This is a genomic window from Citrobacter sp. GW821-FHT02E08, assembly GCF_059421685.1.
The window spans coordinates 117,909-134,322 of sequence record NZ_JBWKVL010000011.1 but is presented as its reverse complement, the minus strand read 5'-3'; the positions used below and the strand labels follow the sequence as shown (position 1 = coordinate 134,322).

The 16,414-nt window shown below is 52.2% G+C and carries 14 protein-coding genes; 8 read left to right on the top strand and 6 right to left on the bottom strand.

Going from position 1 to position 16,414, the window contains the following annotated elements:
- Positions 1 to 195: 195 nt before the first annotated feature.
- From nrdA to yfaE, 3 genes are all read left to right on the top strand, one after another.
- Positions 196 to 2,481, top strand: coding sequence for a class 1a ribonucleoside-diphosphate reductase subunit alpha (nrdA, locus tag AC07UY_RS15220; protein ID WP_203360600.1), 2,286 nt, complete (start codon positions 196 to 198; stop codon positions 2,479 to 2,481).
- Positions 2,482 to 2,602: 121 nt separating this feature from the next.
- Positions 2,603 to 3,733 (top strand): class Ia ribonucleoside-diphosphate reductase subunit beta, encoded by a 1,131-nt coding sequence (gene nrdB, locus AC07UY_RS15215; RefSeq protein ID WP_203360599.1) that lies wholly within the window; start codon positions 2,603 to 2,605, stop codon positions 3,731 to 3,733.
- The gene (gene yfaE, locus AC07UY_RS15210) at positions 3,733 to 3,987 is read left to right on the top strand and encodes a class I ribonucleotide reductase maintenance protein YfaE (RefSeq protein WP_162379175.1); all 255 of its coding nucleotides are present in this window, start codon (positions 3,733 to 3,735) and stop codon (positions 3,985 to 3,987) included. Before nrdB ends, yfaE begins: the two co-directional genes overlap by 1 nt.
- A 6-nt stretch (positions 3,988 to 3,993) precedes the next feature.
- Here the strand turns inward: yfaE and inaA are convergent, their stop codons facing one another.
- The 3 genes from inaA to glpT form a co-directional block, all read right to left on the bottom strand.
- Positions 3,994 to 4,644, bottom strand: coding sequence for a lipopolysaccharide kinase InaA (inaA, locus tag AC07UY_RS15205; protein ID WP_494660622.1), 651 nt, complete (start codon positions 4,642 to 4,644; stop codon positions 3,994 to 3,996).
- A gap of 285 nt (positions 4,645 to 4,929) precedes the next feature.
- Positions 4,930 to 6,006 carry a glycerophosphodiester phosphodiesterase gene (gene glpQ / locus AC07UY_RS15200; RefSeq protein WP_494701479.1) on the bottom strand — a complete coding sequence of 359 codons (1,077 nt, stop codon included), beginning with the start codon at positions 6,004 to 6,006 and terminating at the stop codon, positions 4,930 to 4,932.
- Between the two features lie 4 nt (positions 6,007 to 6,010).
- Complete coding sequence (glpT, locus tag AC07UY_RS15195; RefSeq protein WP_494660624.1) at positions 6,011 to 7,369, bottom strand: glycerol-3-phosphate transporter; 1,359 nt, start codon at positions 7,367 to 7,369, stop codon at positions 6,011 to 6,013.
- 270 nt (positions 7,370 to 7,639) lie between these two features.
- Here glpT and glpA point away from each other — a divergent pair, with 270 nt between their 5' ends.
- Genes glpA through glpC form a run of 3 tightly spaced genes read left to right on the top strand, consistent with a single transcriptional unit; the run spans position 7,640 to position 11,704 of the window.
- Positions 7,640 to 9,268, top strand: coding sequence for an anaerobic glycerol-3-phosphate dehydrogenase subunit A (glpA, locus tag AC07UY_RS15190; RefSeq protein ID WP_494701478.1), 1,629 nt, complete (start codon positions 7,640 to 7,642; stop codon positions 9,266 to 9,268).
- A complete protein-coding gene (glpB, locus tag AC07UY_RS15185; RefSeq protein ID WP_494701477.1) occupies positions 9,258 to 10,517 on the top strand; it encodes a glycerol-3-phosphate dehydrogenase subunit GlpB in 1,260 nt (419 codons plus the stop codon). Before glpA ends, glpB begins: the two co-directional genes overlap by 11 nt.
- Complete coding sequence (gene glpC, locus AC07UY_RS15180; protein WP_192612870.1) at positions 10,514 to 11,704, top strand: anaerobic glycerol-3-phosphate dehydrogenase subunit GlpC; 1,191 nt, start codon at positions 10,514 to 10,516, stop codon at positions 11,702 to 11,704. Before glpB ends, glpC begins: the two co-directional genes overlap by 4 nt.
- 43 nt (positions 11,705 to 11,747) lie before the next feature.
- Here the strand turns inward: glpC and AC07UY_RS15175 are convergent, their stop codons facing one another.
- Complete coding sequence (locus AC07UY_RS15175) at positions 11,748 to 12,944, bottom strand: nicotinamide mononucleotide deamidase-related protein YfaY (RefSeq protein ID WP_494701476.1); 1,197 nt, start codon at positions 12,942 to 12,944, stop codon at positions 11,748 to 11,750.
- 128 nt (positions 12,945 to 13,072) lie between these two features.
- Positions 13,073 to 13,615, bottom strand: coding sequence for a YfaZ family outer membrane protein (locus AC07UY_RS15170; RefSeq protein ID WP_192612876.1), 543 nt, complete (start codon positions 13,613 to 13,615; stop codon positions 13,073 to 13,075).
- Between the two features lie 273 nt (positions 13,616 to 13,888).
- Between AC07UY_RS15170 and nudI the strand changes: the two genes are divergently transcribed.
- A complete protein-coding gene (gene nudI / locus AC07UY_RS15165) occupies positions 13,889 to 14,314 on the top strand; it encodes a nucleoside triphosphatase NudI (RefSeq protein ID WP_192614381.1) in 426 nt (141 codons plus the stop codon).
- A 72-nt stretch (positions 14,315 to 14,386) separates the two neighbouring features.
- Here the strand turns inward: nudI and AC07UY_RS15160 are convergent, their stop codons facing one another.
- Complete coding sequence (locus AC07UY_RS15160; RefSeq protein WP_494660628.1) at positions 14,387 to 14,992, bottom strand: histidine phosphatase family protein; 606 nt, start codon at positions 14,990 to 14,992, stop codon at positions 14,387 to 14,389.
- Positions 14,993 to 15,273: 281 nt separating this feature from the next.
- Here AC07UY_RS15160 and arnB point away from each other — a divergent pair, with 281 nt between their 5' ends.
- On the top strand, positions 15,274 to 16,413 hold the full coding sequence (arnB, locus tag AC07UY_RS15155) for a UDP-4-amino-4-deoxy-L-arabinose aminotransferase (protein ID WP_494701487.1): 1,140 nt from the start codon (positions 15,274 to 15,276) through the stop codon (positions 16,411 to 16,413).
- Position 16,414: the final 1 nt, after the last annotated feature.

The window sequence follows — 16,414 nt, the reverse complement described above, 5'->3', positions numbered from 1 at the left end:
ACTTAGCGTTTCTTACCCTTTTGCAACCTCAATTTAACCTCAAAATCAACTCTTGTACTGAAAAGAATCCCTACTAGAATACTCACCATATAGCGTTTCATTTAACACCCAACCCCTATATATAGTATTTATCCACAGAGTTAGTCACAAGTGGATAAGCCAGGGGATATTTTTTCTTTCACGGACAGGTAAAACATGAATCAGAGTCTGCTGGTGACAAAGCGTGATGGTAGTACAGAGCGCATCAATCTCGACAAAATCCACCGAGTTCTGGATTGGGCGGCAGAAGGACTGAATAACGTATCGATTTCTCAGGTTGAACTGCGCTCCCACATTCAATTTTACGACGGTATTAAGACCTCCGATATTCACGAAACGATCATCAAAGCTGCTGCGGATCTGATCTCGCGCGACGCTCCGGATTATCAGTATCTGGCTGCGCGTCTGGCGATCTTCCATCTGCGTAAGAAAGCGTATGGTGAGTTTGAACCGCCCAAACTGTTCGATCATGTCACTAAAATGGTTGAGATGGGTAAATACGACAATCATCTGCTGGAAGACTACACGGAAGAAGAGTTCAAGCAGATGGATTCGTTTATCGTGCATGACCGCGATATGACCTTCTCCTACGCCGCAGTGAAGCAGTTAGAAGGTAAATACCTGGTACAAAACCGCGTCACCGGTGAAATCTACGAAAGCGCGCAGTTCCTCTATATTCTGGTTGCGGCTTGCCTGTTCTCTAACTATCCGCGTGAAACCCGTCTCGAATACGTCAAACGTTTTTACGACGCGGTCTCCACGTTCAAGATTTCTCTGCCAACGCCGATCATGTCTGGCGTGCGTACCCCGACGCGTCAGTTCAGCTCCTGTGTGCTGATCGAGTGCGGCGACAGCCTGGATTCCATCAATGCCACCTCCAGCGCGATTGTGAAATACGTTTCCCAGCGTGCCGGTATCGGTATCAACGCCGGTCGCATCCGTGCGCTGGGTAGCCCGATTCGCGGCGGTGAAGCCTTCCACACCGGTTGTATCCCGTTCTACAAACACTTCCAGACGGCGGTGAAATCCTGCTCTCAGGGCGGCGTGCGCGGCGGTGCGGCAACGCTGTTCTACCCGATGTGGCATCTGGAAGTCGAAAGCCTGCTGGTGCTGAAAAACAACCGTGGCGTTGAAGGCAACCGCGTGCGCCACATGGACTACGGCGTACAAATCAACAAACTGATGTATACCCGTCTGCTGAAAGGCGAAGACATTACCCTGTTCAGCCCGTCTGACGTCCCGGGTCTGTACGATGCTTTCTTTGCCGATCAGGATGAATTTGAGCGCCTGTACACCCGATACGAAAAAGACGACAGCATCCGTAAGCAACGTGTTAAGGCTGTTGAGTTGTTCTCACTGATGATGCAGGAGCGTGCTTCTACAGGCCGTATCTATATTCAGAACGTCGACCACTGCAACACCCACAGCCCGTTTGATCCTCAGGTTGCGCCGGTACGCCAGTCTAACCTGTGTCTGGAAATCGCACTGCCGACCAAGCCGCTGACTGACGTCAACGATGAGAACGGCGAAATTGCGCTGTGTACCCTTTCCGCATTCAATCTGGGTGCAATCAATAGCCTGGATGAACTGGAAGAGCTTGCCGTGCTGGCCGTCCGTGCGCTGGATGCGCTGCTGGACTATCAGGACTACCCGATCCCGGCCGCCAAACGCGGTGCGATGGGCCGTCGTACCCTCGGTATTGGCGTGATCAACTACGCTTACTGGCTGGCTAAAAACGGAAAACGTTACTCTGACGGCAGCGCCAATAACCTGACGCACAAAACGTTTGAAGCCATTCAGTATTACCTGCTGAAAGCCTCTAATGAACTGGCGAAAGAGCAAGGCGCCTGCCCGTGGTTTAACGAAACCACCTACGCGCAAGGCATCCTGCCGATCGACACCTATAAGAAAGATCTCGATGCGGTCGTCAATGAACCGCTGCACCTTGACTGGGAAGCCCTGCGCGAATCCGTCAAGACGCACGGTCTGCGTAACTCCACGCTTTCAGCTTTGATGCCGTCCGAGACCTCTTCGCAGATCTCCAATGCCACCAACGGCATTGAGCCGCCGCGCGGTCATGTCAGTATCAAGGCCTCGAAGGATGGCGTTCTGCGCCAGGTAGTCCCTGATTATGAATCGCTGAAAGACGCGTATGAGCTGCTGTGGGAAATGCCGAATAACGACGGTTACCTGCAACTGGTCGGCATCATGCAGAAATTTATCGATCAGGCGATTTCAGCCAATACCAACTACGACCCGACGCGTTTCCCGTCTGGCAAAGTGCCGATGCAACAGTTGTTGAAAGACCTGCTTACCGCCTATAAATTTGGCGTGAAAACGCTGTACTATCACAACACGCGTGACGGTGCAGAAGATGCGCAGGACGATCTGGCGCCTTCTATTCAGGATGACGGCTGCGAAAGCGGCGCATGTAAGATTTAATTTGTTGCCTTTTGCCGGATAAAGCGTATACGCCTTATCCGGCCTACAAAACATTTCGAGGCGTTGTAGGCCGGGTAAGCGAAGCGCTACCCGGCATTACACTCCTACAGGACTCACTTCAATGGCATATACCACATTTTCACAGACGAAAAACGACCAGCTCAAAGAGCCGATGTTTTTCGGTCAGCCGGTCAACGTGGCACGCTACGATCAGCAAAAATATGACATCTTCGAAAAGCTGATCGAAAAGCAGCTCTCGTTTTTCTGGCGTCCGGAAGAAGTTGACGTTTCTCGCGATCGTATCGACTACCACTCCTTGCCCGATCACGAAAAACATATTTTTATCAGCAACCTGAAGTATCAGACATTGCTGGATTCTATCCAGGGACGCAGCCCAAACGTGGCGCTCCTGCCGCTCATCTCCATTCCTGAGCTGGAAACCTGGGTAGAAACATGGGCCTTCTCCGAGACGATCCACTCTCGTTCGTACACCCATATTATTCGTAATATCGTTAACGAGCCGGCCGTTGTTTTTGATGACATCGTCACTAACGAGCAGATTCAGAAACGTGCGGAAGGTATTTCGCATTACTACGACGAATTGATTGAAATGACCAGCTACTGGCATCTGCTGGGCGAAGGCACCCACAACGTGAACGGCAAAACCGTGACCGTCAATCTGCGCGCGTTGAAAAAACAGCTGTACCTGTGTCTGATGAGTGTTAACGCCCTGGAAGCCATCCGTTTCTATGTCAGCTTTGCCTGCTCTTTTGCCTTTGCAGAACGCAAATTGATGGAAGGTAACGCCAAAATCATTCGCCTGATCGCCCGTGATGAAGCGCTGCATCTGACCGGAACACAGCATATGCTTAATCTGCTACGTAGCGGTGTCGACGATCCGGAAATGGCGGAAATTGCTCAAGAGTGCCAGCAAGAGTGCTATGACCTGTTTGTGCTGGCCGCACAGCAGGAAAAAGAGTGGGCCGATTATCTGTTCCGCGACGGCTCAATGATTGGTCTGAATAAAGATATTCTGTGCCAGTACGTCGAGTACATCACCAATATTCGTATGCAGGCGGTTGGGCTGGATCTGCCCTTTAAAACGCGTTCAAACCCGATCCCCTGGATCAACACCTGGCTGGTCTCTGATAACGTGCAGGTTGCGCCGCAGGAAGTCGAAGTCAGCTCTTACCTGGTCGGGCAGATCGACTCCGAAGTCGACACCGACGACCTGAGCAACTTCCAGCTCTGATGGGACGCGTTACTCTTCGCATCACTGGCACACAATTGCTGTGCCAGGATGAACATCCTTCCCTGCTCACCGCGCTCGAATCGCATAACGTCAACGTAGAGTATCAGTGCCGGGAAGGTTATTGCGGTTCCTGCCGAATTCGACTGGTCGCAGGTCAGGTTGACTGGATTGCAGAGCCTCTGGCCTTTGTTCAACCAGGGGAAATCTTGCCCTGCTGTTGCAAGGCAAGAGGAGATATCGAACTTGAAATGTAGTGTGCGTTACAGCGTGTAGTAATGCGCTTTCACGTGTTCCCAATCCGCTTTCGGGATCGGATCAAGATACTTTTCCAGCTGTGAAAAATCATGATTAGCCGCTTTATGGCGACGTAAACGACGACGGCTTTTCTCAAGATCCAGGAAACCGGCCTCAACCGTACCGTCAGTTTTCACGTAGATATGACGAACGTAGCAGCACCCGTGCTGGCGATTCACGCTGTGCATCTTTTTAAAGGCGACAGCAACGGCTTTCAGCATGGCTTCACGCACATCATCAGGAAATGGCGTCTCGGCATGTTGATGATACCAGTCAGCGATACTGATAAAGCCCGCCATGTCTTCTGTGACCAGCAGTGCACGCCATTCACCCTCTACTTTTGTCGCTTCGCCAAAGATTATCTCAGGCACGATAACGCCCGCGCTTTTCAACTTTTTGATTACCGCGATTTCACGAACAATGGTCGGGCGACCGAAAGGATAACGGACAGAGTGGAACAGGTGTTGGGTCATGCGTTTAACATAAACTTTCTTGCCGTTACGCTCCACGCACTGCACACCACTCATTCCATTACGACGGTAGTTAGGTTCTTCGACCCAATCGCCTTCTGTTGCCCACCAGCGCTCAAATTCGTTGTGTGTTGCTGACAATGTCATACCCTACCGCCCGTTATTCTGACCCGATAATATTTCAGGCGATAATATAAATGTTTAAGTTAAGTAAATCTTAAGATATTCGTGCTGAATGGTGGATTTCTGCGTAAAACACCAATGTGTCGCCATAATTCATTTCATTCATAATCAAAACACACTTCAAATGATGATTTATTTCCGACTAACTCAGAGAATTCATTAGCAACCTTTGAGTAAAAAAAACTGCACCTGACTCAGTGGACTTTCCACCTTTGGGGTGCAGTTTCGATGCGCTATCCGCGCGAGCCGTTATTTTTTATTCAGGAACATGACCGCTTTGTCCGGGAAGTCGGTGAACAACCCGTCAACACCGGCCTGGTTATACAGAATGTCGTAAAGCTGGTTTACGTCAGTCGCATAGTCCGGAAGCTGGTCAGCACGAACGGTAAAAGGATGCACTACCATCTTATTCTGATGAGCGTCCTGTACCATGCCTGTCAGCCGGATATTCCCTTTCTTAGACTTTTCATCAACCAGCATATGGTAGTCTGGGCCGATGCCATCAGCATATTCCGCGATTTGCTTCATCGCACCTGGCTTAAACATCCAGTCGTAGCTGTAATTCACCCAACTGCCATCCGCCTGTTTCTGCTGTGTTTCGTTCCAGTCAGTGTACGCAATCAGCTGAACCAGGTTGAGATCCATCCCCATTTTCGGTTCCAGCTCATGTTTGATGCGTTTCAGTTCCGCCACATCAAAACACTGCAAATAGACGTTATCCTTTTTACCGGTGTAACCGTACTTTTTCAGTACTTCCAGCGTCTTCGCCGCGATGTCCTTCCCTTCCTGGTGATGGAACCACGGTGCTTTCATTTCCGGATAAATACCGATGTTCTTACCGGTCGAGTGATTCAATCCCTGAACAAACTCGATCTCTTCTTCAAAGGTATGAACACGGAAATCAGATTTACCCATCGGGAAACGCCCTGGATAAGTCTGCACTTTCTTACCGTTTTCAATGTCGAAGCCTTCGGTAAATTTCAGCGACTTAATTTCATCCAGCGTGAAGTCGATGGCGTAGTAACGACCATCTTTACGCGCACGGTCTGGAAAGCGTTCGGCAACATCGGTGACCCGGTCAAGATAATGGTCATGGAGGACGACTAAACGGTCGTCTTTGGTCATCACCAAATCTTGTTCCAGATAATCTGCGCCTTGCGCATACGCCATCGCTTTAGCTGGCAGCGTATGCTCAGGCAGATAGCCACTGGCGCCGCGATGCGCGATCACAATTTTGTCGCTGCTGTCGGCCGCAATAGCACTGCTTCCCATCACCATTCCGGCCATCATCAGCGCCATGCTCAGGTTCTTTAGCGTCGTTTTCATTTGATTAACTCCCGCTGCGTTTCAGCGTCAGCTCTTCGTGATGACGTTTTTCGCCAATCATCACAACAACGAGCAGAATCACCGCCAGCACGCTGCCGCCGATCATCACCATGAAGCCGCCGTCCCAGCCGAAGAAGTCAACGGTGTAACCCACAATGGCGCTCGCCGCCACGGAGCCACCCAGATAACCGAACAAGCCGGTAAAGCCCGCCGCTGTACCTGCCGCTTTTTTCGGTGCCAGTTCCAGAGCGTGCAAACCAATCAGCATGACCGGGCCATAGATAAGGAAGCCGATAACGATCATACATGCCATATCCACACCTGGATTACCCGCCGGGTTCATCCAGTAGACGATAGTGGCGATAGTCACCAGCGTCATAAAGAACACGCCGGTTGCCCCACGGTTACCACGGAAGACTTTATCCGACATCCAGCCGCACAGCAGCGTGCCCGGAATACCGGCATATTCATAAAGGAAGTAAGCCCAGGAGGATTTATCCAGCGCGAAATGTTTCACTTCCTTCAGATAGGTCGGCGACCAGTCGAGGATGCCGTAGCGCAGCAGATAGACAAACACGTTAGCAATCGCGATGTACCACAACAGTTTGTTCGGCAACACGTACTGCATAAAGATTTGCTTCGCCGTCAGCTCTTCTTCTGCATTTTCGTTGTAATCGTCCGGGTAGTCGTTTTTGTACTCTTCGATAGGCGGTAAGCCACAGGATTGCGGGGTATCGCGCATCATGGCAAAGGCAAAGAGCGCGATAACAATCGCACCGAACGCCGGCATGTAAAGCGCCGCTTTCCAGTCGTTAAACCAGGCCATACCCAGCAGGAACAGCAGCGGTGGAATACCGCCGCCCACGTTATGCGCGCAGTTCCAGACAGAAACAATACCGCCACGCTCTTTCTGTGACCACCAGTGCACCATCGTGCGGCCACACGGCGGCCATCCCATCCCCTGGAACCAGCCGCAGAGGAACAACAGAACGAACATAATGGCGATACTGGACGTTGCCCACGGTACAAAGCCCATGAACAACATGACTGCTGCCGCCAGTATCAGGCCCGCAGGCAGGAACACGCGTGGATTCGAACGGTCAGAAACTGACCCCATGATGAACTTTGAAAAACCATAAGCGATAGAGATCCCGGACAAGGCAAAACCAAGATCGCCACGGGAAAAGCCCTGCTCGACCAGATACGGCATCGCCAGAGCAAAGTTTTTACGTACCAGATAGTACGCAGCGTAGCCAAAGAAAATCCCCAAAAATATTTGCCAGCGCAATCGACGATACGTCGGGTCGATCTCCGCCGCTGGCAAACGCGCACTGTGCGACGCGGGTTTAAAAATACTTAACATATGTAGCCTCCGTGGCCGTATTTAGTTTGAGATAGACACCGCAGTTCGTTCAAACAGCCCCTCTGCTCCCAGTGTGGCCGCGATGTTAAGGAAAGATACATGTCGTTAATGTGAATTACAGCACATATTGTTACGGAATTATGACAAATGTTCAAAAAGGCGCACGAAATCACGTTTCATTTTCGAATAATGCGCGATTATGCGCGAAATCAAACAAACCATGATTTTTATGTGGCTAAATGATAAAAAAACGAACAATGAGGAAAAACAATGAAAACGCGCGACTCGCAATCAGGTGACGTGATTATCATTGGCGGAGGGGCCACGGGTGCAGGGATCGCCCGTGACTGTGCGCTGCGCGGATTGCGCGTCATCTTAGTAGAACGCCATGACATCGCGACTGGCGCAACAGGCCGTAACCACGGGTTGCTGCACAGCGGCGCGCGTTACGCGGTGACGGATGCCGAATCCGCGCGCGAGTGTATTAGCGAAAATCAGATCCTGAAAAGGATCGCCCGCCATTGCGTAGAGCCGACTGATGGCCTTTTCATTACTCTGCCAGAAGATGAATTATCCTTTCAGGCCACCTTTATTCGCGCCTGTGAAGAGGCTGGGATCCGCGCTGAGGCGATTGATCCCCAACAGGCGCGAATCATTGAACCTGCGGTAAACCCCGCGCTGATCGGTGCCGTAAAAGTGCCGGATGGCACGGTTGATCCTTTCCGTTTGACCGCCGCCAACATGCTGGACGCGAAAGAGCATGGCGCAACTATTTTGACGGCGCACGAAGTGACCGGGTTAATTCGCGAAGGGGCAACGGTGTGTGGCGTCAACGTGCGCAACCATCTGACAGGCGAAACCCAGTCTCTGCACGCGCCGGTCGTGGTGAACGCCGCCGGAATTTGGGGTCAGCGCATCGCCGAGTATGCCGACCTCAGTATCCGCATGTTCCCGGCGAAAGGCTCGCTGCTGATCATGGATCACCGTATTAACCAGCATGTGATCAACCGCTGCCGTAAACCGTCCGATGCCGATATTCTGGTCCCCGGCGATACCATTTCACTCATCGGTACGACCTCGACACATATCGATTACAACGAGATTGACAGCAACCGCGTGACCGCCGAAGAGGTTGATATCCTGCTGCGCGAAGGTGAGAAGCTGGCACCAGTAATGGCGAAAACGCGCATTCTACGCGCATACTCCGGTGTGCGCCCGCTGGTCGCCAGTGACGATGATCCGAGCGGGCGTAACGTCAGCCGTGGCATTGTGCTGTTTGACCACGCCCAACGTGATGGACTGGACGGCTTTATCACCATTACCGGCGGGAAGCTGATGACCTACCGCCTGATGGCGGAATGGGCAACCGACGCCGTTTGCCGCAAACTGGGCAACAGCCGTCCCTGCGTCACGGCGCAAACAGCGCTGCCTGGCTCGCAGGAACCCACTGAAAATACGCTACGCCGCATCATTTCCCTGCCCGCACCGTTGCGCGGTTCTGCCATCTATCGCCATGGCGATCGTACGCCAGCATGGCTCAGCGAAGGGCGTCAGCATCGCAGTCTGGTCTGTGAATGCGAAGCGGTCACTGCCGGTGAGGTTCAGTACGCAGTCGAAAATTTAACGGTGAACAGCCTGCTGGATTTACGTCGCCGTACCCGTGTCGGGATGGGGACCTGTCAGGGCGAGCTGTGCGCCTGTCGTGCCGCCGGTCTGCTACAACGTTTTAATGTCACCACCGCCGCGCAATCTATCACCCAGCTTTCTGAATTCCTCAACGAACGCTGGAAAGGGGTACAACCTATTGCCTGGGGTGACGCACTGCGCGAGAGTGAATTCACCCGCTGGGTATATCAGGGATTATGCGGCCTGGAGAAGGAGCAGCAGAATGAAATTTGATACGGTCATTATGGGCGGTGGCCTCGCCGGATTACTGTGCGGCCTGCAACTGCAAAAAAGCGGATTACGCTGCGCTATCGTCACCCGTGGTCAAAGCGCGCTGCATTTTTCCTCCGGTTCGTTGGATCTCCTGAGCACGTTGCCGGATGGTCAGCCCGTCACCGATATCAAAACGGGTCTGGAATTATTGCAGGCGCAAGCACCAGCTCATCCCTACTCCACCATCGGCTCGCAACATGTGCTGAATCTGGCACAACAAGCGCAGGACTTACTGGAGGCGTGCGGCGCACGTTTACACGGCGACGTTTTGCAAGCGCATCAGCGTGTCACACCACTGGGCACCTTGCGCACGACCTGGCTCAGTTCGCCGGAAGTGCCCGTCTGGCCGCTTGCCGCCCAACGCATTCGTGTGGTGGGGGTAAGCGGCCTACTGGATTTTCAGGCGCACCTTGCGGCAGCCTCTTTGCGCCAACTCGGCCTGGAGGTCGAAACCGCAGAAATTGAACTCCCCGAACTGGATGTCCTTCGCGATAACCCGACCGAATTTCGCGCGGTGAATATCGCCCGTTTGCTGGATAACAAAGAAAAGTGGCAGCTTTTGTATGAAGCGTTGCTGCCGGTAGCGAAATCCGGCGAGATGATCATTATGCCAGCCTGCTTCGGACTGGTGGACGATACACTCTGGCGCTGGCTTAATGAACAGCTACCCTGCTCGCTGACGCTACTTCCTACCCTACCGCCTTCCGTTCTGGGAATGCGTCTGCACAACCAACTGCAGCGTCAGTTCGTGCGCCAGGGCGGGATCTGGATGCCGGGTGATGAAGTGAAAAAAGTGACCTGTAAAAATGGCGTCGTGAGCGAAATCTGGACCCGCAACCATGCCGATATTCCTCTGCGTCCTCGCTTTGCGGTGCTCGCCAGCGGCAGTTTCTTTAGCAGTGGCCTGGTGGCCGGTCGCGAGGGTATTCGCGAACCTATTCTCGGGCTGGATGTTCAACAAACGGCAACCCGCGCCGAATGGTATCAACGTGATTTCTTTGACCCGCAGCCATGGCAACAGTTTGGCGTTACCACCGATAGCGCGCTTCGTCCATCGCTTGCCGGTAAAACAGTAGAGAACCTGTTTGCCGTAGGTTCAGTGCTCAGTGGTTTCGACCCTATCGCCCAGGGCTGTGGCGGCGGCGTATGCGCAGTCAGTGCATTACATGCCGCTCATCAAATAGCAGAACGTGCAGGAGGCCAGCAATGAGCGACACGCGTTTTGAAAGTTGTATCAAATGCACGGTGTGCACCACCGCGTGCCCAGTGAGTCGGGTCAATCCCAGCTATCCTGGCCCCAAACAGGCCGGGCCGGACGGTGAGCGTCTGCGCCTGAAAGACGGTGCGCTGTATGACGAAGCGCTGAAATACTGTATCAACTGCAAGCGCTGTGAAGTGGCCTGCCCGTCGGACGTCAAAATTGGCGATATCATCCAGCGCGCACGCGCGAAATATGACACCACGCGTCCATCGCTGCGTAACTTCATTCTGAGCCATACCGACCTGATGGGCAGCGTCTCCACGCCGTTCGCGCCGGTAGTGAATACGGCCACATCGTTGAAGCCCGTACGTCAGTTGCTTGATTATGCGCTGAAAATCGATCATCGCCGCACTCTGCCGAAATACTCTTTTGGCACTTTCCGTCGCTGGTACCGCAGCGTGGCGGCGCAACAATCGCAATACAAAGATCAGGTCGCTTTCTTCCACGGCTGTTTCGTTAACTACAACCATCCGCAGCTGGGTAAAGATTTGATTAAGGTGCTCAATGCGATGGGCACCGGCGTACAATTGCTAAGTAAAGAGAAATGCTGCGGCGTGCCGCTGATCGCCAATGGTTTTACCGACAAAGCGCGCAAACAGGCGATCAGCAATGTTGAGTCGCTGCGCGAAGCCATCGGTGTGAAAGGCATTCCGGTAATTGCCACCTCTTCAACCTGTACCTTTGCCCTGCGCGATGAGTATCCCGAAGTGCTGGACGTGGATAACGCGGGCTTGCGTGAGCACATTGAGCTGGCGACCCGCTGGCTGTGGCGCAAACTGGATGAAGGGAAAACCCTGCCGCTGAAAACACTACCGCTCAAAGTGGTCTACCACACGCCGTGCCATATGGAAAAAATGGGCTGGACGCTCTACACGCTGGAGTTGCTGCGCAAAATTCCGGGTCTGGAGTTAACCGTGCTGGATTCCCAGTGTTGCGGGATTGCCGGTACATACGGTTTTAAAAAGGAAAACTACCCGACATCGCAGTCTATCGGCGCCCCGCTGTTTCAGCAGATTGAAGAGAGCGGCGCAGATATCGTGGTCACCGACTGCGAAACCTGTAAATGGCAAATCGAGATGTCCACCAGCAAACGCTGCGAACATCCGATCACGCTGTTGGCACAAGCGCTGGGTTAACGGCGTTTTACCCGATGGTGCTACGCCATCGGGTATTACAGAGCTAAACCGTCAGCGATTCAACCACCTCAATCCAGCCATGTTCACTGGCGATGTCCATCCCGTTTAACCAGCGACGTAACATGTTCAACGCCATCATGGCGCAGACCTCCTGACGCACCTGCAAACTGTGCCGATTGGCGCTGAGATGTACACGTAAAGCAAACGTGCCTTCCGGTGTCGCCAGCGCAAAATTGAGGTGTTCGTTTTCGAGCCCTGAAACGGCTAATGCCAGCCCGGCGTAATGCTTGCTGCGTCGCTCCGTTGTCCAGTGTGCGGTCTGATCCAGCGTTTCTTCCTGAGAGGGCACCACTTCGCTGGCAAGCAACGGCGCGCCCGCTCGTGATAGCTGAAGCGCTAACAGGCCGCCGGTATATTGCTCACTCAGGGTCAGACTCAGTTGACTCTCCTGTAAGCAATGGGCAATTTGCGCAGGTAATCCTTCGGTGCCTTCAAAAATCATGCTTTGCCCGGCGACACGTTTGACCTGCGGCCATATCGCCTGCATCGCGGCACGCTGCGAGTCCGGTCCAGTGAGTTTCAGCTCAATAATCGGCATCGACGATCGATACCCCATCGTGACTCCAGGCGGCAGCGTCAGCGAATCAAGACTCTGCGCGAGGTCGCTTTCCGAGCGCCCGAACGTGGTCAAACGCAGACAAAGCGGAGGTTCAGACAGTGAAAAACGCTCACGCAAACGCGGCAGAATTTCATGTTCAACCATCACCTTAAATTCAGACGGGACGCCTGGCGTAAAAAACATCAGACAACGATTGAGCTTCAGGGCGAATCCGCACGCCGTCCCCACCGGGTTATTGATAAACTCGGCGCTGGCAGGCAGTTCAGCTTGCTTGCGGTTGGCGGGAGCCATGACTCGCCCGCGATCGCGGAAGAATCGCTCCATTTCGGCAAGCCATGCCTCATGAAGCACAAGCCCTTCACCTTTTGCCGTCGCCGCGGCCAGCGCACTCAGGTCATCGCTGGTAGGCCCCAGACCGCCGTTGACGATCAGCACATCGGCATGTTCGCTACGTTCACGTAATACCGCCACCAGATCGTCAAGGTTGTCACCCACCGTATTTCGGCGTGATAACGGCACTCCCTGGTTAAAGAAAAAATCAGCCAGCCAGGCGGCATTGGTGTCCACGATTTGTCCGTGCAACACTTCATCCCCGGTGGATAACATCTCCACGTTTAACATCGTGTTCTCCTGCAACTTGAAGTATGAGGAGTATATAACGCAAAGCGCACAGAGAGGGGGTAAGAAACAAAGAGGAGGGAAAGGGTGAACAGGATAAAGCAGGCGCGACAGGCGTCGCGCCATCAGGATCAGAAGCTGGCACTCACACCTACATACGGGCCATCAGCAATCGTGTTATCAGGCGCACCGTCTTTACCTGTGAGGGTCAAATAACGGTATCCAGCCTCGATGCTCAGCGGACGCAGAATGTTTAAGCGCGCCCCTGCATTTGCCTCTTCATAGCTCTCAATTCCGCTGGAGAGCGAGTCCGGAGAGTAGTAGTACTCGCCAAACAAGTTAAAGTTTTGGCCGATCTTCCACTGTAAACCACCGCCTACCGCAGCAGCATAACCTTCATCGTTATCTTGCGGGTTGGTCCAGAGACCTTTCCCACCAACTGTTGCCATAAACGGTCCCAACGGGATGTTCACACCAAGGCCAAGGCCTGCCGTATCGCCGTCGTCGTCGCTATGCATCCAGTTACCGCTCAACGCCAGTCCGGAAGATTCAGTACCGATACCAACAGCGAGGTTAGTGTACTCTTCGCCAGCCTGGCCGCTAATACTGATTGCATTCGCCGACGCAGAAACAAACAGTATCCCAGCAAGACCGAATAACACGCTTTTTTTCATTTTTTCCCTTTCCAGCAAGCAAATAAATTGAAGAACCCAAAACCGCAGGATTGTACTGCCAGTGCTTCAGGAATCAATGATCTAAAAAAGCGATCCGATGGCATATTGTAACCAAATACTACTCATAACGTTTCTAAATGGTTACAAACTTTAAATTGCCAGAAACAATAATCGTGTTGAGGCTCGCTTTATGGCTAAATAACTTCTTCCACAGGTGCACCGGGTCCCGTATTCTTTATCTGCCCTTCTCCCTCTCCTGCAAGGAATATATCGATGCGTCAAAGGACTATTGTTTGCCCGTTAATTCAGAATGATGGCTGTTATCTATTATGCAAAATGGCCGACGACCGTGGTGTATTTCCCGGTCAGTGGGCGCTATCCGGCGGCGGCGTTGAACCCGGTGAACGGATCGAAGAAGCGCTGCGCCGGGAAGTCAGGGAAGAACTTGGCGAGAAGCTAATCCTGACCGATATTACCCCGTGGACGTTCAGCGATGATATTCGAACCAAGACGTATGCGGATGGTCGTCAGGAAGAAATCTATATGATTTATCTTATTTTTGACTGCATTTCAGCGAATCGTGATGTGCAGATTAATGAAGAGTTCCAGGACTGGGCGTGGGTAAAACCGGAAGACCTTGCAGGCTACGACCTCAATGTCGCCACCCGTAAGACGTTATCGTTAAAAGGTCTGTTGTAATTAGACCAGACATATTTAAAGGTTATTATGGCGACATTCCCCACGCTGTCATAATAACCTCATACAGTCTACTTATCTGGAAACGAGTTCACCATCCAGGATTAACTTTCCATTCTCAGAATGCATCACCAGCGCATCCAGATAGTCAGGTTCAAATTTGACGCCGCGTTTATCCTTCGCAATATAAGATAAACAATGATTGTGCGTAAATATCACCACATTTTTATTTTTTGACTTCTCCTGTAATGCTTCAATTGAACCATAAATACTGTGCCCACATTTTTGCATATTTTTATCGACAGTGACCTTCTTGTCAGCGGAAAACCAGGTCGCAGACTGGATTGTACGTACGGCATCGCTGGAATAGAGATCGTAATCTGCAATATTGGCACTAAACATTTTGCCACGCTCTCTGGCGTTATGCGCGCCGTTGACGGTGATCCCGGTTTGATCCGACAGACATTTATTATCAGAGCGATCGCAGCGCTCAGCGTGGCGATATAGCACCACTACGGGATGATGCTGGGCGATGGCCGCGAGCGTCTCGCTATCGATCCGTGGCAATCCATTACTACTCCAGGCTAAACGGGTGCTGAGACCAGCCAGAAGCGCGAACACCATCATCATGATAGTGACAATTTTTTTAGATTTTACTGAACTTAGGGTTAATGCTAACACGATAATTTCCACTCATTATAACTGATAAACCACGTTACCAGGCCAGCTCAAAAATAAATCCAGGAATGTGCGCAAAATGCCTTAAAAAAACGATAAAGGCAAAAGATAAATAGATAAAAACAAAAATATTTTATTATTTTTCATTCATCTTAAGTTCTTAAGGTTAAATTAATATTCAATCTTTAATCTGCATGACCAAATGAAATAACTACCCTTTCGTTCTGCTCTTTATCCTCTTTGAATATAAGGGGTGACAGCGATTTATGGCTAAAGGAAATATGATGTCTGACTTTTTGCCTTTTTCTCGCCCAGCGATGGGTGAGGAAGAACTTACCGCTGTCCGGGAAGTTCTTGACTCTGGATGGATAACGACCGGTCCCAAAAACCAGGCGTTAGAAGACGCCTTCTGTACGCTAACCGGAAACCAACACGCCATTGCCGTGAGTTCTGCCACCGCCGGAATGCACATCACGCTCATGGCGCTTGGCATCGGTGCAGGCGACGAGGTGATTACACCGTCAATGACCTGGGTTTCCACACTCAACATGATTGTGTTGCTGGGCGCGACGCCCGTGATGATCGATATTGACAGCGACACGTTGATGGTCACGCCGGAGCAAATCGAATCCGCGATCACGCCCCGTACTAAAGCCATTATCCCGGTACATTACGCAGGCGCACCGGCCGATATGGACGCTATTTACGCGATTGGCGAGCGTTATGGTATTCCGATTATTGAAGACGCCGCCCATGCTACAGGCACCCGGTATAAGGGGCATCATGTCGGCTGGCGCGGCACCGCCATTTTCTCCTTCCACGCCATCAAAAACGTCACCTGCGCCGAAGGCGGGTTAATTGTGACGGATGATAAACATCTCGCTCAACAGCTTCGTAGCCTTAAGTTTCACGGTCTTGGCGTTGATGCCTATGACCGACAAACCTATGGCCGGGCGCCGCAGGCTGAAGTCCTCGCTCCCGGTTTTAAATACAATTTGACCGATATTAATGCAGCTATCGCTCTGGTGCAGTTGCGTAAGCTGGAGCAACTTAATGCCCATCGGGCGGAGATTGCCCTGCGCTATCAACAGGCGCTGGCGAATACACCCTTTCAGCCGCTGGCTCAGCCTTCCTGGGCGCACGTTCATGCCTGGCATTTGTTTATCATCCGCGTAGATGAAACGCGTTGTGGAATGGGTCGGGACGCGTTAATGGAAGCGCTTAAGTCCCGCGGAATTGGTACGGGTTTACATTTCCGGGCCGCACACACGCAAAAATATTACCGTGAGCAGTTCAAAAATCTGCAGCTGGCGAATACCGAATGGAACAGTGCCCGCATCTGCTCACTGCCGTTATTCCCTGATATGACTTCCGATGATACCGACCGCGTCATTACGGCGCTTCAACAGCTGGTGGGACAATAAT

Excerpts from the sequence above, each read along its gene's own strand:
- nrdA (WP_203360600.1), top strand. The coding sequence starts at position 196 with ATGAATCAGAGTCTGCTGGTGACAAAGCGTGATGGTAGTACAGAGCGC.
- nrdB (WP_203360599.1), top strand. The coding sequence starts at position 2,603 with ATGGCATATACCACATTTTCACAGACGAAAAACGACCAGCTCAAAGAG.
- yfaE (WP_162379175.1), top strand. The coding sequence starts at position 3,733 with ATGGGACGCGTTACTCTTCGCATCACTGGCACACAATTGCTGTGCCAG.
- inaA (WP_494660622.1), bottom strand. The coding sequence starts at position 4,644 with ATGACATTGTCAGCAACACACAACGAATTTGAGCGCTGGTGGGCAACA.
- glpQ (WP_494701479.1), bottom strand. The coding sequence starts at position 6,006 with ATGAAAACGACGCTAAAGAACCTGAGCATGGCGCTGATGATGGCCGGA.
- glpT (WP_494660624.1), bottom strand. The coding sequence starts at position 7,369 with ATGTTAAGTATTTTTAAACCCGCGTCGCACAGTGCGCGTTTGCCAGCG.
- glpA (WP_494701478.1), top strand. The coding sequence starts at position 7,640 with ATGAAAACGCGCGACTCGCAATCAGGTGACGTGATTATCATTGGCGGA.
- glpB (WP_494701477.1), top strand. The coding sequence starts at position 9,258 with ATGAAATTTGATACGGTCATTATGGGCGGTGGCCTCGCCGGATTACTG.
- glpC (WP_192612870.1), top strand. The coding sequence starts at position 10,514 with ATGAGCGACACGCGTTTTGAAAGTTGTATCAAATGCACGGTGTGCACC.
- AC07UY_RS15175 (WP_494701476.1), bottom strand. The coding sequence starts at position 12,944 with ATGTTAAACGTGGAGATGTTATCCACCGGGGATGAAGTGTTGCACGGA.
- AC07UY_RS15170 (WP_192612876.1), bottom strand. The coding sequence starts at position 13,615 with ATGAAAAAAAGCGTGTTATTCGGTCTTGCTGGGATACTGTTTGTTTCT.
- nudI (WP_192614381.1), top strand. The coding sequence starts at position 13,889 with ATGCGTCAAAGGACTATTGTTTGCCCGTTAATTCAGAATGATGGCTGT.
- arnB (WP_494701487.1), top strand. The coding sequence starts at position 15,274 with ATGTCTGACTTTTTGCCTTTTTCTCGCCCAGCGATGGGTGAGGAAGAA.